The following is a 21,163-nucleotide window of genomic DNA, read 5'->3' as shown; positions in this document are numbered from 1 at the left end:
TTTATTATTTTGTTAACGGCAGCGAATTCTTATTTATACGCCAGGAATAATGCCATAATGCACTACTTCCCGTATCGCACCATTTTTTGTATTACTGTTTACCAGCCAGTAATTCCCTCGATTATTCAAGCCATATTTAACATTAATATACTCGCAAACCCGCAACATTTCGGAACAATCGGTAATTTTACCGTAGCGTGATTTTGAATCAGGCGTTGCGCAGATATATTTCATTTTTCGTTCACTGGTTGACAGCACCGCCCACTGTTTACCGCCAATCGCATGATTTAAATACATGCTTCGTGAACTGTCTTCGCCTCGCATCTGATACAGGGTGACTGTCTGAGGAGAAGAATTGTAAATAAAATACATCGATTGTCCGGCACCGGCGTTGTGCGGCAATAATTGTAATGTTTTCAAATCAAACTGGTAGCCAACGTCACGACATCCAATCGGATTGCGGTCATCTTCTTTCTCTGCCGCAAATGCGTTTGCCGCAGTGAACGCACAAAGTAGAATGCTTAAGCTGGCAATTTTTTTCATGATTGTTTATCTCCAGTTGTGACGACAGGACGCACAATGATTTTTGTGCCGGCAAAATTTGCCTTGGGATTGGCAACTTCGACAAACTCATGGTTTAACCACAATGCATCCCGGGTAAACATACGGACGCAACCATGGCTTGCGCGATATCCCGGAATATCATCTGAACCGTGTAACGCAAACCCTTTATGGAAATACATGCAATAAGGCATTTTAGCGCCGCCTTTTCCGACAGGATAGACATTGGAACGGCATTTTTCATTTTCTTTACTGAAGAAGTGGAAAATACCAGTCATTGTGCGGCAAGAACGGTTACTGTCCGAGCACTTGTCCCGGCCAGAAGAAATAGGACCCCATTTAACCAGCTTGCCATCGATGTCATACGCAGCCCAGGCCAGTTTATCCTGGTCGACTATGATTTGTTTTTCACCGTCTGGTTGAATGGTTAACGGAAAAGGCGAGAAATCCAACAGCGTTTTATTTTCCATATTACGGGGAACAACAATTTCCTTACCTGCCCATAAATAGTTATAGCTGCGGTTAAGCCGTTGAACAATATCCCGCTGTTGTTCATCGGGAAACATAGTATCCCAGCTTTGGTTTTTGGATATTTTAATGCATTGATATTGGGGATATGCGCAAAGCGCAGTTCCAAAGTAACTTGCTGCATTGACGGAAAATGCAGACATTAGCATTCCAATCACAACCAGTAGTCGTTTCATCGTGATCCCCCAATCATTATTAGTATTATGCATCATGCAAGAAGCATGCTTAAATTTCAAAACGTCTGCTACAAATTTTTCGGACGTTTATAAAAAAAGTTTAGTCATAGTGTTCAATATCGACAAGTTTATATAATAAAAGGTCTTTAAAGGGGCACAGCCTACAAAAAAATTTTAATATAAGCAATAAGTTAGAGGAATGGTTGTGGAAAATGCCCTCTCCTTGGCTCTCCCAATATGAGAGGACTAAGTGGAAATACCCTCTCCCTGGCTCTCCCAATATGGGAGAGGACTAAAATACCCTCTCCCTAGCCCTCTCCCGATACGGGAGAGGGGACTTCAGGGGGAAATGCCCTCTCCTTGGCTCTCCCAATATGGGAGAGGACTAAAATACCCTCTCCCTAGTCCTCTCCCGATACGGGAGAGGGGACTTCAGGGGGAAATGCCCTCTCCCTTGGCTCTCCCAATATGGGAGAGGACTAAGTGGAAATACCCTCTCCCTAGCCCTCTCCCGATACGGGAGAGGGGACTTTAGGGGGAAATGCCCTCTCCTTGGATCTTCCGATATGGGAGAAGGACTAAGTGGAAATACCCTCTCCCTAACCCTCTCCCGATACGGGAGAGGGGACTTCAGGGGGAAATGCCCTCTCCTTGGCTCTCCCGATATGAGAGGACTTATATTTGCTCCCTCTCCCGTATCGGGAGAGGGTTGGGGAGAGGGAGAAAAAGAGTCTTTACCTCATTGATGGAAATGTTGATAAATACGAATTGCCAGTTCAGCACTGATCCCTGGCACTTTGGCAATTTCATCCTGCGGCGCCCGGGCAAGCTCCCGCAGACCGCCAAAACGTTGTAATAATGCCTGACGACGTTTTGGACCAACCCCTTCAATCAATTCAAGACTTGATTCAAGGCCCGCTTTTTGCCGCTTTTTACGGTGCCAGGTAATAGCAAAGCGATGCGCTTCATCGCGAATATGTTGTAATAAATGCAGCGCAGGAGAGTCAGCGGGCAACGTGATTTCTGTACCTTCCGCCGCCAGAAGCAACCGCTCCCACCCAGCCTTACGATCAGGTCCTTTGGCAATGCCAAGTACAGTAACACTCTGCACTTCTAATTCAGCGAGCACTTGCTGTGCAATAGCCACCTGCCCTTTACCGCCATCAATAATCAAAATATCCGGAAAATCCTGCTGACTAACCAGCCGTTTAAAACGGCGGGTCAATGCCTGTTTCATCGCAGCATAATCATCACCCGGAGTAATGCCTTCGATATTAAAACGGCGATATTCGCTTTTTTTAGGGCCCTGACTATCAAACACAACACAAGAAGCAATCGTTGACTGGCCTTGAGTATGGCTAATATCAAAACATTCCATGCGTGCAATATCACATGGAAGATTAAGTAAGTTAACCAAAGCCTGATAGCGGCGTCTTATGGTCGCAGCAGATGCCTCGTGCTCAGCTATAGCCAGTTTTAAATTATTACGCGCAAAATCAAGCCAGCGTGCTTTAGTACCGCGGGGTTTAGTCTGGATAGTCATATTTTTTCCGCGTACCCCACTCAACATCTCTTCTATCATGGTGAGATCAGGCAAGGCCTGGTCCAGGATAATCAAAGCCGGAATACGCTCGCTGTAATCAAGATAATAAAATGCTACAAACGCCTCCAGAACCTCCTGCCGTAAATCATCTTCATCAAGCTGAGAATAAGGTACTACAGGGAAAAAGCTCTGACTGCTGATTACTTGACCTTCACGTACCGTAACACATTGGACACAGGCAAAACCAGGTTGCGCCTCAATAGCAATCACATCTGCATCCCCGCGTAACTGGACAATCCCCTGTTGCTCCTGCACCAATCGCAAGCTTTTAATCTGATCGCGCAAGACAGCCGCCTCTTCATAGGCAAGCCTTGCTACTGCATCATTCATCCGTGCGGTTAATTCAGCAATAATCTGTTGGCTTTTACCCTGAAGGAAACGTATTGCGTCATCTACCGATAGCTGATAATCCGCTTGCGAAATATATCCGGTACAAGGCGCTGTACAACGCTTAATCTGGTATTGCAGGCAAGGCCGTGAACGGGCATTAAAATAGCTATCACGGCAATTGCGGATTTTAAATACCTTTTGAATGGTGTTCAGCGTTTCCCGGACAGAGGAAGCGCTTGGATAAGGGCCGAAATAAATGCCTTTTACCGGTTTTTTCTTACTACGGTATAACTCCATGCGCGGGTATTTATTACTATTGGATACATGAATATAGGGATACGACTTATCATCCCGCATTAAGACGTTATATTTTGGCCGCAGCTGCTTGATAAGGTTGCTTTCCAACAGCAAAGCTTCTGTTTCACTGCGGGTAATGCTGATATCAATATCGACTATCTGATTGACTAGCGATCGTGTTTTAGCGCCGGTATTCTGTTTGGTAAAATAACTACTGACCCGCTTTTTTAAATTGCTGGCTTTACCGACATACAAGATATTATTATCCGCATCCAGCATGCGGTAAACGCCTGGTTCCTGAGGCAGGTTTGCAAGTAAAGCGGTTAAATCTTTCATAAATCAATGGCTCCCCGCCTTCGCGGGGATGGCAGGTTAATTATCTGTTTGTTCGTCGTTAGGACGCTCTATAACGCGATGCTTTAAGGCCAGGAAGGTTAATTCGACATCGTTTTTGATATCTAGTTTCTCAAAGATACGGTAGCGATAACCATTAATTGTTTTCGTGCTTAAAAACAGCCTGTCGGCAATATCCTGAACCGTCATACCGCTTGTTATCATAAACATGACTTGCATTTCGCGTTCGAACAATATGTCAAACGGTGAGTCTTTAACCTCTTCAAGACTACTGATCGCCATTTTCTGAGCAATTTCGGCACTTAAATAACGCTCGCCTTTGGCAACACGGCGTATTGCCGCAGCCATCTCTTCCGCGCCTGATTCTTTGGTAATATACCCCATCGCGCCAAGCTGAAGAACTCTTGAAGGCAATGGCTCAGTGCACATCGCTGTCACAGCAATAACTTTAACGTTGGGATTCGACTTTTTTAATCGTCTGGTTACTTCCCAGCCATCAATACCTGGCATTTTCATATCGAGCAGTACGACATCAGGCTTGTGAGATTTTACCAATGACAAAGCCTGCTCTCCACTCTCAGCATCCGCTACAACATCCATGTCCGGTAAATCGTCTAAAAGTCGTCGAATACCCATCCGAACCAAGGCATGGTCGTCAACAATGAGTACTTTAATCAACTGAATGCTCCTTGACTATATGTCAATGAACACAAAAGGTATACGGATATTAACAAGACTAACCGCTCATTACAATCAGATTAGCAAAATCGCTATCTGCCGTAAATCACTTTTGTGTCGGCTTAACTTAACTATCCTGTAAGCGCATATCTCAAACCGTCAACAGGCAAGAATATGAATGCTGGGATTATTGGCATCTACCGGAAACATCGGTGGAAATTCACCCAGCTCACGGGCGCGTGCAATCAGAGCATTGATATCCTTGTTTACAAAATCATAAAGTTGCTGATAATCATCAATTACAAAATAAATCTGTTGCAACATGTCAATCCGGTAAGGCGTACGGAAAGCAGTAACTGGATCAAACAGAACCCGCATCGGGATATCGCTTTCCACACTGTATGCGGTTTCACTGATCGAAGACAAAATACCGCCGCCATAAGCGCGCAGGCCATCTTCATTTTTGATTAAACCGAATTCTACTGTAAACCAGAATAACCGCTGCAACAATGGCCATTGATTTTCCGGAAAAGTTAAAACCTTGCTGGCATATTGATGGATAAAATCCGCATAAACCGGATCAGTCAACATCGGGCAATGGCCAAATATCTCATGGAAAATATCAGGCTCTTTTACATAATTCAGTTCTTCCTGGCAGCGGATAAAAGTTGCGGCAGGAAAACGTTTATTGGCCAATAGCTCAAAAAAAGCACGCGCTGAAATTAACGCAGCCACCGGCTCAACCTGCCAGCCAGTCAGTACCTTGAGCTTTTCACTGATATCCGGAAGTTGCGGAATATGGCTCGCCTCAAGGTTAAGGCATTGCAAACCTTTCATATACTGCTCACATGCCCTGCCTGGCAACACTGCCATTTGCCGATCATATAACTGTTGCCAGATGTGATGCTCTTCACTGGAATAATTGATCAAGCCACTTTTATCTGGTTGATGAGAAACATAACGGCTGACAAATTCCATAATTACTCCCAATATCTTGCTGTTCTTAATTTAATATTATACGTATCATTAGTGGTTTGCGACTTTTTGTCTGCAAGTCCTCTGATATATCATCTTATTAAGTCATTTAAAACTAACTGAATAAGAAAAACGCAAAAAAAGATAAAAGACAACCGATACAACAGAACCTCCAATGCAACCGACACAGGTTTATTACGAACTTTTTCAATCATTGCCAACAGTATCGAACCGCCATCAAGACCCGGAATCGGCAGCAGGTTAACCAACCCCACCGAAATACTCAGACAAGCGATAAAATACATAAATGCCGCGATACCCAACAAAAAAGAGTTCACCGAGGCGGTCAATAAACCAAGCGGGCCTATTAAATAGGAAAAAGGGATGACGCCAAATACCAACTGCTTGATTGAGATCAGGAAAAATTTAATCAGTTGAACCTGCTTGTACCAGGCATGGCTTAATGCCGCAGGCAAAGATTCCCCTGCCATCAATTCCCTGGCATCACTCGGCTCAATTCCCAGGATTGCTAAGAAATTCTTTTTTTTCTGGGCAAGAGGAGCATTTAAATCAAGGGTTAGATGACGCGTTGCCCCCTCCCCGGCTACAGTAAGCGCTACTTTATCCTTTCCCCAGACCTGGATAAATTGCATGGCAGTTTCCTGCCAGGAATTGACCGGCACACCAGCTACTGCCAGGATGCGGTCATTGTCGGTTAAACCAGCGTGTGCAGCAATAGTGCCAGGAACAATTCTGGAAATAACAGGAGCCTGTTGCGTGTGTCCGGCCATGAAATAGATCGTCAGCGCTATCCAGGCAATAAAAAAATTCATCAGGGCACCGGATACCAGAATCAGGCACCGTACACTGACAGGCTGTTTATCAAAACAAAAAGGCAATTCATCCGGCCTGACTTTCTGAATACGGGAATTAAGCAGCCTGACATAGCCGCCCAGCGGCCAGACAGCCCACACCCATTCGCGCTGTTGTTTATCAAACCATGACATAACCGGTTTGCCAAAACCAATTGATATACGCTGAATCTTTACCCCAGCAAGATAAGCCGCAATCGCATGACCGGCCTCATGCAGACCAATCACCAATATCATCATTAAAACAAAGGCAAAAAAACCCGACAGCATCCTCTCTCCAATTAGCGAGTATTATCAACCACTAATTGCAACATGGGACGGGGTTTTCGTCCAGCAGATAATTCATGGCCGTGACGATATACTTCAAAAACCCGATAAATCTGGGCCGTATCGCTATCAACCAGTTCAACATCATCGCCATTGTTATCAACCAGCGTGACCGTCAAGTGCATTTCACGGAACTGGCTTATCTGATACTGGTCTTTAAATAGCCTGAGTACGCTTAATAAACTCTCTGCGGCTTCTTCGCTATCATGCTTACCTTGAAAGATAATGTCCATTTTCAGCCCCCCTCTGCGAGTCTTATCCTAATTAGCGGCCAAACTAGGCAATACTTGAGCATTATGGAGCTGAAATTTCGTACTATTTTTCAGCAGTTACCAAATAAATAGAAAATTCGAACAAATACTTACCGTTGTAATGTTCATGGCAATACACTTCAAACGCATCCGCCATTGCCTGATTAATTTTTTTAATTTCCTGAGCCGAAATCTGCTTGTCATAGAATGGAATTCCGTTAACAAATTTACTGTAGATATCCAGACTCGGCAATTCCAGCAATTGCTGACAACGCTCTACTTTAAGCGACTTGAAAGCAAATTCGGCAAGCTTTTGTTCCAGATTGACGAACTGGGCATAGTTGATTGGCAATTTAAACTGGTCAAGACTTGAAAACCGGCCAGAATTTCTGACAGCCTCATACATGGTCATTAATGGATCATCACCCGTTGGAAACAAGGCAAAAACTTTCGCTGAATCTTTTAACGCCTGATGAATATGCCTGAATGAGGCCATAATATCTGCTGACCATTGCAGGCACCAGAATGAAACCACATAATCAAATTCATTATTAAATGCCATAGCAGCCATATCACCGCAATGAAATTGTACATTGGGATAATCAACCAGGGTTTCCCGGGCAAGTTTGAGCATGTGGGGCGAGGCATCTAATCCGACTAAAGAGCCCTGGGGAATCCGGCTTAAAATTTTACGGCTATATGCCCCGTTACCACAGCCCACATCCAATACTCTGTGCGTTGGTTTTAATTGCAAACGGGATAAATAATTATCCGCTACAGTCGCCTGGATATACGAACCTATCGCATAATCATCAGCAGGCCAAGTCAGGTTTGTCATCTGCTTTCCTTATCTTATAAAATCCCGGAAATCTATATTGGCAGTAATTACTGCTGAAAGCAAAGCCAGCGGCATCACGAAGTCAAACCCTGCACAGGTTCTCCTTTACGAGCAGCTACCGGATCGTTTACAATCCGCTAATTATTCTGCAATGCTAAATATCTATGGTGTTTGTTGCCTGTGGGCTTAATCATAAAACAGCTCCGCTTGAGGTGCGTGAAAAATTAGCTTTCACGCCCGGAGTAAATGATCAAGTGCTTCGTAATCTGGTGGATTATACTACCATCGATGAGGCAATGATTCTCTCTACCTGTAACAGAACCGAAGTCTATTGCGATACCGATGACGTGGAATTGCTGCTTACCAGACTTGCGCATGAGCACCAGCTTGCCCCGGATTCAATTTTACCCTACTTTTATGTGCATCAAGGCTCGCAGGGGGTGCGCCATACCTTACGTGTAGCCAGCGGTCTTGATTCAATGATGCTTGGCGAACCGCAAATTTTCGGCCAAATGAAACAGGCTTATCAGCATGCCTGTCAGGCGGGCACAGTCAAACACAATCTGCGTTCAGTATTTGAATACGTTTTCAGCGCCAGCAAACGAGTGCGTACCTTAAGCGGTATCGGTAACAATCCGGTATCTGTCGCTTATGCCGCCGTGCAGTTGATTAGCCAGTATTTCAAGGATACCGGCTCATTGCGGGTTTTCCTGATTGGCTCAGGAGAAACGGCCACGTTAGTTGCCAAATATCTCCACAAACAAGGTGTCCGCCAATTTAATGTGGCAAGCAGAACCCGTGAAAATGCCATGCAGCTTGCAGCAGTGTTTGACGGTAAGGCACTTTCAATTGGCGATATACCGCAATACCTGTCTCAGGTTGACGTGGTAATTTCAGCTACCGCCTGCCCGTTACCTTTTATTGATAAAAGCCTGGTAGAACATGCAATGGGCCAACGGGAAAACGCACCGATGTTTTTCCTTGATCTGGCAGTACCGCGTGATATTGAACCTGATGTTAAAGAGCTCGACAATGTCAGGCTGTATAATATCGACGACTTGCAAAACCTGATTACCCAGGGGATGGATGAGCGCCGGACAGCAGCTCTGCAAGCCGAACAACTGATTAACAGCGAGCTGGATAATTATATCCGCTGGCACCGTTCACTGCGCGCTAAAGATATTATTTGTGATTACCGCGATCGTATGCAAAACCTGGCCGAACTGGAACTGGAACGCGCCCAGCAAAAACTGTCTGCCGGTATCTGTGAGAAGCAGGTATTACGCGAACTATGCGAGCGCCTGGTTAATAAATTAACCCATATACCCACTGTAGGCTTTAAGCAGATAGCCTGGGATGGCCGAGAGGAGTTACTCGATCTCGCCCGTTATCTTTTTCAAAATACCGATGAGACAATGCCTCTATGAAACAATCTCTCGAATTAAAACTTGAGCAGATGCTTGGGCGCTTTCAGGAAGTAGGACGTCTATTGTCCGAAGCGTCTGTTATCGCCGATCAGAATCAATTCAAAAATCTGTCGAAAGAATATGCCCAGCTTGAGCCAGTTGCCCAATGTTATGATCAATATCTTCAGGCAAAAAACAATGTCGCCTCCCTGGAAGAGCTGATAGCCAGTGATGATAAAGATCTGGTTGCAATGGCTAAAGAAGAAATTGATGCGGCCAGAACGTCAGTTGATGAACTGGATGAACAATTGCAATGGCATCTCATTCCCAAAGATCCGGACGATTCCCGTAATATTTATCTGGAAGTCCGCGCCGGTACCGGTGGTGATGAGGCGGCAATTTTTGCCGGCGATTTATACCGTATGTACAGCCGTTATGCTGAACAGAAAGGCTGGCAGGTAGAAGTTATCAGCGCCAGCCATGGTGAACATGGCGGTTATAAAGAAATTATTGCGCGCATCAGCGGCAGTGATGTTTATTCCCAATTAAAATTTGAATCAGGCGCTCACCGCGTTCAGCGTGTGCCGGAAACGGAATCGCAAGGCCGGGTACATACCTCTGCCTGTACCGTTGCAATCATGCCTGAAGTTGATGAAATTGATGACATCGAAATCAATAGCGACGAGCTGCGCATTGATACTTACCGCTCTTCGGGCGCCGGTGGACAGCACGTTAACAAAACCGACTCAGCCATCCGCATCACGCATATCCCAACCGGTGTAGTAGTTGAATGTCAGGACGAGCGTTCCCAGCATAAGAACCGGGCAAAGGCCATGGCTTTATTAAAAACCCGTCTGCTGGATGCTGAGCAGAGCAAACAACGCCAGCAACAGGCGCAGACCCGAAAATCGCTGGTCGGCTCAGGCGATCGTTCCGAGCGAATTCGTACCTATAATTTTCCGCAAGGCCGATTAACTGATCACCGGATTAATCTGACTCTCTATCAACTGACTGATATTATTGCCGGCGATTTATCACCGGTGGTAGACGCATTAAAGCGTGAGTATCATGCTGAATTGCTTGCTGAACTGGGCAAACATGATTGAGATTAAATCCGCACTGGAACATGCCGCCAGACAACTGGAGCCCTACAGCGACACCGCAAGGATAGATGCTGAAATCCTGCTGGCGCATATTCTGCTGAAAACTCGAACGTGGTTGTATACTTATCCTGAGTATCAACTAACGACCCAACAGATACAAACGTTTGAAAGCCTGGTAGCGCGCCGCTCACTGGGAACGCCGATTGCCTATCTGACCGGTACGCGCGAATTCTGGTCGCTGCCGCTCCGGGTTAATCAGGAAACCTTGATTCCAAGACCTGAAACAGAATTGCTGGTTGAACTGACTTTGTCCATGGTATCGCCGGATGCAGGCGCCAGAATTCTGGATCTGGGTACTGGCAGCGGTGCGATTGCCCTGGCGTTGGCTAAAGAAAGACCCGAATGGGATATAACTGCTTGTGATCTCAGTGAAAGCGCATTACAAACCGCACAAGATAATGCCAGGCTCCTTGGCATCAATAATATCCGCTTCTGCCGCTCGAACTGGTTTTCTAATCTTGAAATATCTGCGCCCTTCGATGCCATTGTTTCAAACCCGCCCTATATTGCTGCGAACGATCCTCACCTTACAATTGGCGATGTGCGTTTTGAACCAACGCATGCGCTGATCAGCGGCAACGATGGTTTAAGCGATATCAGACATATTATTGAACATAGTCTTGCTAGCCTTGTTAAAGGCGGGCTATTATTAATAGAACATGGTTATCAACAAAAACTCTCTGTTACGTCTATGCTTAAAGAATATGGTTACGTTGATATAGCAAGTTGGAAAGATTGGCAAAATAATGATCGGGTAAGCGGTGGCCGCAGCAATTATTAGTTGAAGCAATCTCTGTTTTTTGATATACAGACTACCCGTTGCATATTATATTAATAAAAAGACGCGACTTTAGTAGCGATTGAAATAATGGGAGGCAGTTATGCCAGAACAATTAATTAAATCCACAAACGATAAATTAAAAAACGTTAAGAATGACGCTGTGGGCAGCATGGGTATCGCTCCGTATCAGGAAGCAGCAAACGAAGAGTACATGAATGAGAAGCAATTAGCGCACATTGAAAGTATTCTTTTAGCCTGGCGCCAATCTTTAATGGAAGAAGTTGACCGTACCATGTCACACATGAAAGAAGAAGCAGCCAACTTTGCCGATCCGAATGATCGCGCCAGCCAGGAAGAAGAGTTCAGCCTGGAACTGCGTACCCGCGATCGCGAACGCAAACTGATTAAAAAAATCGAAGATGCGCTTGAGCGTTTACGTGATGACGATTTTGGTTATTGTGAAGCATGCGGAATTGAAATTGGTTTACGCCGCCTGGAAGCCCGTCCTACTGCTACGCTTTGCATTGACTGCAAAACCTTGTCTGAAATTAAAGAAAAGCAAAATCAAGGCAATTAAATTGAGTGTTGGGCTAAACAAAGTGCAGCCCAACATTCCTCGCGATATTGCAAAACCGAATCAAATCCGTTCATCCTGAGGAGGAGCGCAGCTCCGTCTCGAAGGATTACATTATAACACTTTCAATTCGGGCAATATACCTTGCAACCGCCCCTTTATTACTATCAAGCACCTGACTGGCATTTGCCACCAGTTTCTCCCGGGCTTCCTTGTCATTTCGCAATTTGATAATGCGCTGCATTAAATCCTCTGCGTTGGCAACCATTTCTATTGCCTGTGCCTGTTGCAAATCCTGACAGATGGTTTTGAAATTATGGATATTCGGTCCGCTGAAAACGGGTGTATTCATGGCGATCGGTTCAAGAACATTATGCCCGCCTACTGAAACAAAACTTCCGCCAACAAACGCATAATTACTGACATGATAAAAGCCCAACATTTCTCCCAGGCAATCAAGAACAATCACTTCACTGGCAGTAGAAATTGTTTCTGCCTGACTGCGCAGAGCGGTATTAAACCCCATCTGACAGGCAAGCTGATAAACAAGCTGAAAACGCTCAGGATGGCGTGGTGCAATTAATAATACCGCATCCGGAACCTCAGCACGCAGCTGCCTGAAGCCAGTAAGAATTTGTTGCTCTTCATTATCGTGTGTACTGGCAGCGATGACCGCCATGCGCTCGTCTCCCCAGGCCTGCTTAATCTGTTCAAAGAACGGTTTGTCAATATTACGGGTTTCCAAATCAAATTTAACATTACCCAAAACCGTTACCCGCGCGCTTTCCGCGCCCAGATGCCTAAAGCGTTCTGCATCATCTGCAGCCTGCGCCAATATCCCTTGAAACTGATTTAAAACGGGCTTGATTAACCAACGGATTTTTTCATAACCTTTGCACGACCGTTCAGATAAACGAGCGTTAACCAGAAGCAGCGGAATGCTCGCTTTACTTGCTTTATCAATCAGGTTCGGCCATAACTCTGTTTCAACAATAACACCGACTCTGATCTGGTTAGCTTTAAAAAAACGGGTTAATACAACAGGCAGATCATAGGGTACATAGCGATGGCTTACCCGCCCGCCATACTGGTTCTTTACCCGTTCAGCGCCGGTAGGCGTCATGGTGGTAACCAGGATCGTGTAATCTTTCGCTAATAGTTGATTTATTAATGGCGTCGCTGCAATGACTTCCCCCAGTGAAACAGCGTGCACCCATATATCATACCGGGCTTCAGGCAAGGCATCCAGACAAAAACGTTCGGCAATTCGTGCCCGGTACCCCGGCAATTTTCGCCCTTTCCACCATAATCTGAGCAACAGGAAGGGAGTTAACAGATACATAAAAAATGAATAAATATGTCGCATAAGCTCTAGCGGTGAAACGGTCATAATGAAGCGCAGTATACCATAGTCTACATATTAGGGCGTGTTTTTAAAGTTATTTCTGGGCTCCAAAAAAACTTTAAAAAGCACGCCCTAACAAATAAACAGTATTATCTAATCGATTTTCGAGCTAGAATTTAACTAACGTATTTCAAATCCTGATTTAACGGAATATAGCTTTTAATGAATCTTCGTCAATTTTTCAGTTCCAATAACTGGTGGGGTAAGCTGCTTGGCGCTTTCTTCGGATACTTGATTGCCGGGCCGGCGGGCGCGCTTTTTGGCATCCTGATAGGCAATTTTTTTGACAAAGGCTTAACCAGTCATTTTACCAGGCCGCACTGGTCTTATTATGAAGAAAAAAGGCAGGCTGTACGCAAGATTTTCTTTGATACGACTTTTACAGTTATGGGCCATATCGCCAAGGCTGATGGCCGGGTAACCGAGAATGAATTGGACATGGCTCGTCAGATGATGCGTGAAATGCGATTAAATCATGAGCAAAAGGCCTTGGCCAAACGTTGTTTCAATGAGGGTAAATCATCGGATTTTAATCTGGGGCAAACGCTGTTTCAGTTGAAGCTGGCCTGCCGCGACAATCCGGAATTATTGAAACTGTTTCTGGATATCCAATACCGCTCTGCCAAAGTTGACGGCTTAACCGAGAAAAAAGTACAAGTACTTAACTCAATCTTTCAAAGCCTTGGTTTTGCTCCGCTTAATCAGCAAAACCGCTTTTATGAGGAGTTTGCCTATCGTTCGTCGTCATCACAACAAAGACGGGACAATTCGTATAACCAACGTAATTATCAACCACCGCCACTGAATACTCTCGCACAAGCTTATGCCATTCTGGAAGTTCCTGATACGGCAGGCAAGCAAGAGGTCAAACGCGCTTACCGGCGATTAATCAGTCGCAATCACCCTGATAAATTAATTGCTCAGGGCTTGCCGGAAGAAATGATTAAACTCGCTAATGATAAAACCCAGAAAATTACCAAAGCGTATGAGCAGATTTGTGAAAGTAAGGGATGGTAAGGTCTTTATGCATTATACCAATAATTTATATGTATCAGTTGGTATACTCGCTGAACAAGAATACATACTTTCCTTTAAATAATCAGAAATGACCTCATTTTTTAAATATTTTTCAAATAATTTAATAGATTCAGTTTTATCTGGATTAAATATACTCAAAAAACCTTGGAAAATACGTCTGTGCAATTTTAATGTGTCAAAGGGATTTTCATCGTTGTGCTTAACGTAATTTCTATGCCAACCTTCAACCAGTTCAGTTCGGCTCATTCCGTTTTCGGCGTTAGTGAGACAATAGTGTTTAAAACTTTCTAAAATCTGCGTTTTTTTGGGCGTTAATTGTGATTCTAAAAAACGAGTTGAGATATATTTTATTTTATCAAATAAGTAATCATAAATTCTATGTTGTGTCTTCAGGACTATCTCTATCATTTTATTAATGCTAATACAGTTCCAGTGCGTGCTTGTTGTGCAACATTTAACCATACAGATCAACCCTTATATTTAAAGCTTAATTTATTCGACGCTATCAATTTGCTAACCCAGGCTATTTATGACTCAAGGGCCGAAGAACTAATTATCGACCCAAATGTCATCAGATGCTAATTAGACCCATTACCTGTTTACGGGGGGTTTAACCGGGGCTTGAGCCAGTTTTTCTTCGGTCAGTTTGGACATCCAGCCGCCAAGATAGGCTGCCAGCATTCGTCTGGTATACGCGTAATCATGGCCTGCGCCCGGAAATATCAGGCTTTGATAGCTTTTTACTGTTTGCTCAGGATTAGCATTCTCCACCGCCTGCTCCGCCTGTTGGTGCACACGAGCTTTCATTTGCAGCAGGACCTCTGGATAATCAAACTGACCAGCAATATCAAAAACAGGAAATCGGAGTTTATCTGAAATCATCATCTGCTCTTTAGGCAGAGGAATATCATAGGCAGACAGCAGGATCAGTCCGTTTACCTGCTTCGCTTGCAATTTGTTAAAGTATTCCAGAGTTTGCTGCGCCTGAGCCCCATAATGAACAACCACTATTCGTTTAATTTTCTGTTGCCTCAAGATAGAAAGTCCTTCCGGTAACTGCTCAATCCATGGTGTACCGGTCTGTTGCGTATTAAGCAAAAGCACTGACCATTCCAATTTTGCCAGAAAACCGGCTAACGAACGCAGAAATATCGAGCCATGGGCCGGCTCGCCGCCTTGAATAATAAGCACGCCGCCCAGCGCTTTATGCTCGGCCTTCCAGTAAGGCAATGCAATTTTCTGCTGCTTGACCTGAATTTCCAGAGTCTGTTCCGCCAGAGCAGTTCCTTGCCAGGTAATGAATAACAACAGCAATAGTACCAGAGGCATTATGCGAGTATCCATTTTGTAGAGTGTATTTTTTTTGATGCAAGAAACTTGCCTGATTGCAGAGTGAGTTGTATGACCCAGAACTCGAGCATCAATTAAGCAAAGGCTCAACCTATTTTTTCAATAATCGACTCACTTCAGTTTTTGTTTCGGCAATCACTGCGAGCAGATTCTGATAAAGTTCCTCGACCTGATCAATCTGATCCGCTTTCAGCACACCCTCCAGATTCTGACAGGCATATTGCAGTTTTGAAGTACCGCAATAAATAGCGCCGCTTTTCATTTTATGTACCAATTTACGCATTCCGAGCCAATCCTGATGTTCAAGATGCTGCTCAAGCAAAGTCTGATCTTCGATCAGATTTTCTTCAACTAGTATTAACAGTAATTCTTTTAACAGTTTTTCGTCTCCAAGCGTATTAACGCCTTTTTCAAAATCGACAACCTGCTGCTCAGCCAGATTCACCAAAGTAACTGTTTTAGGCCCCTCGGCATGAATATTTTGTTTCATAGGTACAAACTCTTCTATCACTTTTTTCATTGTTTCCAGATCGACAGGTTTTAATAATACTTTATTCATTCCTGCTTTTTGCCATTCAGTATCATTCTCCTGCATCACTTTAGCAGTCAGACCAATAATGGGTACTGGCTTTTTCCCTGCTTCCTTTTCCTGTTTTCGAATTGTCCGTGCCAGCTCCAGTCCTGACATTCCGGGCAAACCGAAATCAGTAATAATCAGATCAACGGTTTTGTTTTTGATCATTGCAAGCGCCTGTTCGCCATCAGGCGCCGAGCAAAACTGACAACCCGCCTGTCTGGCAATAATTTCCGCCAAATGAAGCGCGATCAGATTATCTTCGACAATCAGCATAACCGGCGCGTTATTGTTGTATTCAACCGGTTTGGGTTCAGCAATGACAGTATGATGGATTTCGGGGATAGTGTTATATTCTGAAGTATTTTGGTCAAGCTCGGAGTCTGTACTCACCTCTTCCGCTTTTCCTGCTTCAACTGAAAGAGTAAAAAAGAAAGTTGTGCCGACACCCGGCGTACTTGTCAGTTCGATTTTACCGCCCAGTAACTCGACATATTTCTGAGCAATATGTAAGCCAACGCCATGTCCCCGGTGTATCCCTTTAATCGAGGGGTTTGCCCTGAAAAAACGATCAAAAATCTTATCCTGAATATCAGCCGGAATACCGACGCCAGTATCAATAACCCGAAACTGCAACTGCACTTTTGAGTCCTTGCGGTCAATCAGTTTTACGGTTACGCCAACATGCCCCTGCTGGGTAAATTTGATCGCATTGCCTAATAAATTAAGCAAAATTCGGTGCAATTTGGTTTTGTCTGTTTTAATAAATTGCGGTACTTGCTGCTCAATATCTATTTTAAAATCAAGATTACGCAGCTTTACAGTCGGTAATTCAAGCCGGGCAATGCCATCCAGACTTTCACGGAGATCGAAGGTTTCCAGACTGATATCATCTTCGCGTACATTATCAGCCGACACCACATCAAGTACGCCATTTAACAAATTCAGCAATTGCACACCGCTCTCATTAACCCAGCTGGCGTATTGGCGTTCTTTTTCCGTTGAGGCATGCTGCTCAAGCAATTTTGATATTCCGACAACACCACTTAATGGCGTACGGATATCATGACTCATATTAGAAATAAATTCAGTTTTGGCAAGATTAGCCTGTTCTGCCTGGTTTTTAGCCTCCTGTAATGAGACTTCCATCCTTTTACGCTCAGTGATATCGATGAAAACGCCCAACAGGCCGATGACTTTATTTTTTGAATATAAGGGGATCTTATTCGTTAATAAGGTAATGACATGGCCATCAACCGATGTTTGCGGCTCTTCTATGCCAAGCTTGGGCGTCCTGCTTTCAATAACCAGATAATCGTCTCTGCGGTAGATATCTCCCTGATATTTCCCCCAGGGTAATTCGTAATCCGTTTTTCCTACAATTTCATCGGGCGAAGATAAGGATGCCATATCAGCAAATTGCTGATTACATCCCAGATAAACGGAATCAGTGTTTTTCCAGAAAACCGCAGCGGGTATCTGATTTATCAGTTCAAAGATAAATTCTTTTTCAATCCAGTATTTTTCATTCTGATCCATGGAAACATCCAAAGATATAATCTAGTTATTACTTAAAGTATATTATAAATTATACAAAGACGGGTATTAATTAATATTATTACCCGCTCTCACGTATCGAAAGGGGTAAAGGAGAGGGGAACTACATCAAATTGGAATCGGTAAAGCAACCGAAGCAGACTTTTTTTCAGTGCGGCTATTCTCTCCCTTGCTACATAAGTTAAATAATGAGGATCGGTTTTTTGCCAGGGACACCGAGCGTATACCGCTATCAATCGACTTATTAATTTCCCCCAAAGTCGAGGTATAGCCAAATAACCCCCTGATTTGACGAACTATCCATAATTTGCTGCGTAACTGGTGGATAAATTGCAGTTCAGGCTTGCGCTCGTTCAATGCGTTTTTAAAACCTTTCAAAATCTGTTTGAAGTCTGCTTTGTCTTTGTTATCAGTTATAAACTGCTTGACGCAAAGCGCGGCAATTTCCTTTTTCATTTTTAAGCAGTAACGCTGGTCTTCACCAATATTGCGGATTGCATTAATCAATTCCTGCGTAGTTCTTGCATTACCGGCGTTAGTGGCGTGCTGGCTAGGTAATGAATAGCATTCTATTTGCTGTTTAATAGCTTGCGGTAATTCACGATAGCTTTTCGTTTCATGCACGCCTTGCCGTAACAGAAAACGGATAATCATTACCGGATTATTTCCAACATCATCATCTCGCCAGATCTTTTTAAAATTATTATTCACTTGCTCTTTTGAAAGGTTTTTAATATCTTTGTTCAATTTCTCTACCGCAATATCCAGCGCAGTTTGATGTTGAATGTTTTTATCTTCAGCAAATTTTCCAAATGAATGCCAGGTATCATCGAAACGGAAATCTCCATTACGGATAGCAATATGGAGAGGGGTATCGTGTTTTACCACTGAAGAAATCAAACTATCCCGATTATCTGATGCGTAATGAGATTCCATAGTACGCTTGATTTGTCGGGTAATTTGTTCTTTTTGTTCCTGGCTTATGGATTGTGACGCCGAATTAACGATTTCATTAACGATTGCGCTTTTCTCATTGTTGCTCAGAATACGAACAAACTCGCGAAACTGTCGAGTTGAAAAAAGTACTGCCCGCAAGCGCGCCTGTCGAGCCAGAACCGCTTCGGTAATCAACGCAACCTGGGCGCGCCCTTCTGCAGTCTCTTCCGTATATGCATTCTGCAATGAGTCAATAATAAGCGTTTGCGGAATTAAAATATGCTTATAAAGATTCAGCCATTTTTTCTCAATAAAATCTTTATCTTTTCTGATTTTAATAAAAGCATTGATATCGGAATCATCTTTATAAATACGATTTGAAGAAGAGGTAGTCGCCAAATAGCGCTTACGGGTTGGCCAATAATGATTTTGGGAATCGATCAGCAAAGGATTTTTCTTGATATCACGTTTAGTAATATCAAAGGCATGCGAGCCAAAGATAATATTGACCAACCGTGACCCAATTCGCGAAATCAGACTGTCGCACATCATCAGATCATGATCAATCTTGAAAAAAACAACCTTTTTAATCGGCTGCCCTTCTTTATTTCGATCTTCAACAATATAAAAACCAAAATTTCCTTTGTGAAAATCATCTTCTTCAAGGGTATAAGCTGTGGTTAATACGCTTGCCAGCGAATCAAGATCGAAAGCCAGTTTGCCTTCATCCCGTGCCTGGCATAATTTGGCAAAAAAACCACGTGGATATTGATGAAAAAAGCGATACGGAATCTGTTCAGGGTTAGTCGGTCTTATGCCGTCATCAAACCCAAGCTTATTATCCTCACAGTGAGCCAGGTAGAAAACATTGCTATTTTCGCGTTGCTCAATTGCATAACAAATATTATCGCAAATAACGCCTTCAACGCTGTGAGAATTGTCGTCCAGCTTGTTACCAGCCAGATACTGGGGCGAGGTCAGGTTCGGTCTTAAAAACAGTCGGGCCAGTCCGGTAAAGGCAACTTCCATATAAGACAGGACAGGTTTGCCATTTTTATTGAGTTTATAAATGACTTTCTTGCGCTGATTATTGACTAATAATGACGCATTGGGATAGACCTCATGTCCAGTAATAATGGATGAGCCTAAATCAATTTGTTTAACATCAATAATAAAGGACATGATCATTTAATAGATACACACATTGTCCATTATTTTACCACAACAAATTCATGCTTACAAGATCATTTTTTGTTTTTTGTGATCAAATTTTATATTTATTCACCTTCTATAGTCAAATCAGGGGCTTGATCAAAACCTTTTTCTTCCGATAACCTGATTTGTAAACCAACATTGTTTTTCGAATCGGCAAAGCGTATCGCATTTTCCTGACTGATTTTACCCTCTTTATACAAATCGAATAATGCCTGATCGAAAGTCTGCATTCCTTGCTCACGGCTGCGAGCCATCACATCTTTAATCTCATCAACCTTCCCTTTTTCGATCAAGTCAGCGATATAAGGCGAATTAATCAACACTTCCACTGCCGGTATTCTTTGTTTTTGCAAACCGGGAATCAGGCGTAAGGAAATAATTGCCCGTAGATTTAACGAAATATCAAGCAATAATTGCTGTCTGGCTTCTTCAGGAAAGAAATTTAATATCCGATCCATGGTCTGGTTTGCATTATTGGCATGCAGAGTTGACAGGCATAAATGCCCTGTTTCAGCGTAGGAAATCGCATGTTTCATCGTACTGCGATCTCGGACTTCACCAATCAGAATAACATCTGGCGCTTCACGCATGGCATTTTTCAGCGCATTATCATAGCTTAAGGTATCCAGGCCGACCTCCCGTTGATCAACGATGGATTTTTTATGTTGATGGATATACTCAATCGGATCTTCAATCGTTAAGATATGGCCGCGGTGGTTTTGATTGCGATAATCGATCATCGAAGCCAACGTGGTTGATTTACCGGAACTGGTCGCGCCGACAACCAGAATCAAACCTCGCATTTCCATAACAATACTTTTTAACACAGGCGGTAATTGCAAATCATCCAGCGGTGGAATAATCCCTTTAATATAACGAACCACCATTGCGATTTCACCCCGCTGGCGAAACAGATTGATCCGGAATCGGCCAACTTCATTCAGTGATATCGCCATGTTTAATTCCATGGTCGCTTCAAATTCCTTGCGCTGATCGTCACTCATAATTGACGCTGCGATCTCAGCCATCTGTTGCGGTTTTAACGCCGCCTGGCCCACTGGCGATGTAATCCCTTCTATTTTAATATTGGGGGGAGCGCCCACGCTAAAAAACAAATCAGAAGCCCCGCGATCCACCATCAGCTTAAAAAATGGGGTGATATCCATATTGCATCTGCCAGTGATTTTTATATTTTAAGTGTAGATAATATGGATAAAACCGCAACTATATTCCCTCTCCCCTACCCCTCTCCCGATACGGGAGAGGGAATTTTATGCTATCCCGTACCGGAGATAATAAATCCCCTCTCTCCCGTATCGGGAGAGGGCTAGGGATTTTATTCTATCCCGTACCAGAGACAATAAATCCCCTCTC

The 21,163-nt window shown here is 43.7% G+C and carries 18 protein-coding genes and 1 pseudogene; 5 read left to right on the top strand and 14 right to left on the bottom strand.

Annotated features, from left to right (window positions below; all coding sequences use genetic code 11):
- Positions 1-33 precede the first annotated feature (33 nt).
- The 8 genes from ACFORL_RS08860 to ACFORL_RS08825 form a co-directional block, all read right to left on the bottom strand.
- Positions 34-543: an endopeptidase IV gene (locus ACFORL_RS08860; RefSeq protein ID WP_382343152.1), complete on the bottom strand. Its 510-nt coding sequence runs from the start codon at positions 541-543 to the stop codon at positions 34-36.
- Positions 540-1,265 (bottom strand): L,D-transpeptidase, encoded by a 726-nt coding sequence (locus ACFORL_RS08855; protein ID WP_382343151.1) that lies wholly within the window; start codon positions 1,263-1,265, stop codon positions 540-542. Before ACFORL_RS08855 ends, ACFORL_RS08860 begins: the two co-directional genes overlap by 4 nt.
- A 739-nt stretch (positions 1,266-2,004) precedes the next feature.
- Positions 2,005-3,831, bottom strand: coding sequence for an excinuclease ABC subunit UvrC (uvrC, locus tag ACFORL_RS08850; protein WP_382343149.1), 1,827 nt, complete (start codon positions 3,829-3,831; stop codon positions 2,005-2,007).
- A gap of 36 nt (positions 3,832-3,867) precedes the next feature.
- Positions 3,868-4,527, bottom strand: a complete 660-nt coding sequence (gene letA / locus ACFORL_RS08845; RefSeq protein ID WP_382343147.1) for a two-component system response regulator LetA — start codon at positions 4,525-4,527, stop codon at positions 3,868-3,870.
- Positions 4,528-4,686: 159 nt separating this feature from the next.
- Positions 4,687-5,505 (bottom strand): phenylalanine 4-monooxygenase, encoded by an 819-nt coding sequence (gene phhA / locus ACFORL_RS08840; RefSeq protein ID WP_382343145.1) that lies wholly within the window; start codon positions 5,503-5,505, stop codon positions 4,687-4,689.
- Positions 5,506-5,594: 89 nt separating this feature from the next.
- Positions 5,595-6,644 carry a M50 family metallopeptidase gene (locus ACFORL_RS08835; protein ID WP_382343143.1) on the bottom strand — a complete coding sequence of 350 codons (1,050 nt, stop codon included), beginning with the start codon at positions 6,642-6,644 and terminating at the stop codon, positions 5,595-5,597.
- A gap of 11 nt (positions 6,645-6,655) precedes the next feature.
- The gene (locus tag ACFORL_RS08830) at positions 6,656-6,934 is read right to left on the bottom strand and encodes a hypothetical protein (RefSeq protein WP_382343141.1); all 279 of its coding nucleotides are present in this window, start codon (positions 6,932-6,934) and stop codon (positions 6,656-6,658) included.
- Between the two features lie 82 nt (positions 6,935-7,016).
- Positions 7,017-7,790 (bottom strand): class I SAM-dependent methyltransferase, encoded by a 774-nt coding sequence (locus tag ACFORL_RS08825; protein ID WP_382343139.1) that lies wholly within the window; start codon positions 7,788-7,790, stop codon positions 7,017-7,019.
- A gap of 164 nt (positions 7,791-7,954) precedes the next feature.
- Here ACFORL_RS08825 and hemA point away from each other — a divergent pair.
- The 4 genes and pseudogenes from hemA (at position 7,955) to dksA (ending at position 11,717) form a co-directional block, all read left to right on the top strand.
- Positions 7,955-9,242, top strand: a pseudogene (gene hemA / locus ACFORL_RS08820) (glutamyl-tRNA reductase).
- Complete coding sequence (prfA, locus tag ACFORL_RS08815; RefSeq protein WP_382343137.1) at positions 9,214-10,302, top strand: peptide chain release factor 1; 1,089 nt, start codon at positions 9,214-9,216, stop codon at positions 10,300-10,302. Before hemA ends, prfA begins: the two are co-directional and overlap by 29 nt.
- Positions 10,295-11,140 (top strand): peptide chain release factor N(5)-glutamine methyltransferase, encoded by an 846-nt coding sequence (gene prmC, locus ACFORL_RS08810; protein ID WP_382343135.1) that lies wholly within the window; start codon positions 10,295-10,297, stop codon positions 11,138-11,140. Before prfA ends, prmC begins: the two co-directional genes overlap by 8 nt.
- A 100-nt stretch (positions 11,141-11,240) precedes the next feature.
- Positions 11,241-11,717, top strand: coding sequence for an RNA polymerase-binding protein DksA (gene dksA, locus ACFORL_RS08805; RefSeq protein ID WP_382343132.1), 477 nt, complete (start codon positions 11,241-11,243; stop codon positions 11,715-11,717).
- Positions 11,718-11,823: 106 nt separating this feature from the next.
- Here dksA and waaA read toward each other — a convergent pair whose 3' ends face one another.
- The gene (gene waaA / locus ACFORL_RS08800) at positions 11,824-13,080 is read right to left on the bottom strand and encodes a lipid IV(A) 3-deoxy-D-manno-octulosonic acid transferase (RefSeq protein WP_382343130.1); all 1,257 of its coding nucleotides are present in this window, start codon (positions 13,078-13,080) and stop codon (positions 11,824-11,826) included.
- A gap of 201 nt (positions 13,081-13,281) precedes the next feature.
- Here waaA and djlA point away from each other — a divergent pair, with 201 nt between their 5' ends.
- A complete protein-coding gene (gene djlA, locus ACFORL_RS08795; protein ID WP_382343128.1) occupies positions 13,282-14,136 on the top strand; it encodes a co-chaperone DjlA in 855 nt (284 codons plus the stop codon).
- A 12-nt stretch (positions 14,137-14,148) separates the two neighbouring features.
- Here the strand turns inward: djlA and ACFORL_RS08790 are convergent, their stop codons facing one another.
- The 5 genes from ACFORL_RS08790 to ACFORL_RS08770 form a co-directional block, all read right to left on the bottom strand.
- A complete protein-coding gene (locus ACFORL_RS08790; protein WP_382343126.1) occupies positions 14,149-14,565 on the bottom strand; it encodes a hypothetical protein in 417 nt (138 codons plus the stop codon).
- A 183-nt stretch (positions 14,566-14,748) separates the two neighbouring features.
- Positions 14,749-15,486, bottom strand: a complete 738-nt coding sequence (locus ACFORL_RS08785; protein WP_382343124.1) for an alpha/beta hydrolase — start codon at positions 15,484-15,486, stop codon at positions 14,749-14,751.
- A 112-nt stretch (positions 15,487-15,598) separates the two neighbouring features.
- Positions 15,599-17,620: an ATP-binding protein gene (locus tag ACFORL_RS08780; RefSeq protein WP_382343122.1), complete on the bottom strand. Its 2,022-nt coding sequence runs from the start codon at positions 17,618-17,620 to the stop codon at positions 15,599-15,601.
- 126 nt (positions 17,621-17,746) lie between these two features.
- Positions 17,747-19,756: a Dot/Icm T4SS effector AnkK/LegA5 gene (gene ankK / locus ACFORL_RS08775; RefSeq protein ID WP_382343120.1), complete on the bottom strand. Its 2,010-nt coding sequence runs from the start codon at positions 19,754-19,756 to the stop codon at positions 17,747-17,749.
- 95 nt (positions 19,757-19,851) lie between these two features.
- The gene (locus ACFORL_RS08770; RefSeq protein WP_382343118.1) at positions 19,852-20,955 is read right to left on the bottom strand and encodes a PilT/PilU family type 4a pilus ATPase; all 1,104 of its coding nucleotides are present in this window, start codon (positions 20,953-20,955) and stop codon (positions 19,852-19,854) included.
- Between the last annotated feature and the right edge of the window lie 208 nt (positions 20,956-21,163).

Source organism: Legionella dresdenensis (assembly GCF_042649825.1).
GTDB classification, from domain to species: Bacteria; Pseudomonadota; Gammaproteobacteria; order Legionellales; family Legionellaceae; genus Legionella_C; species Legionella_C dresdenensis.
This window is presented reverse-complemented; position numbering and strand designations above follow the sequence as displayed.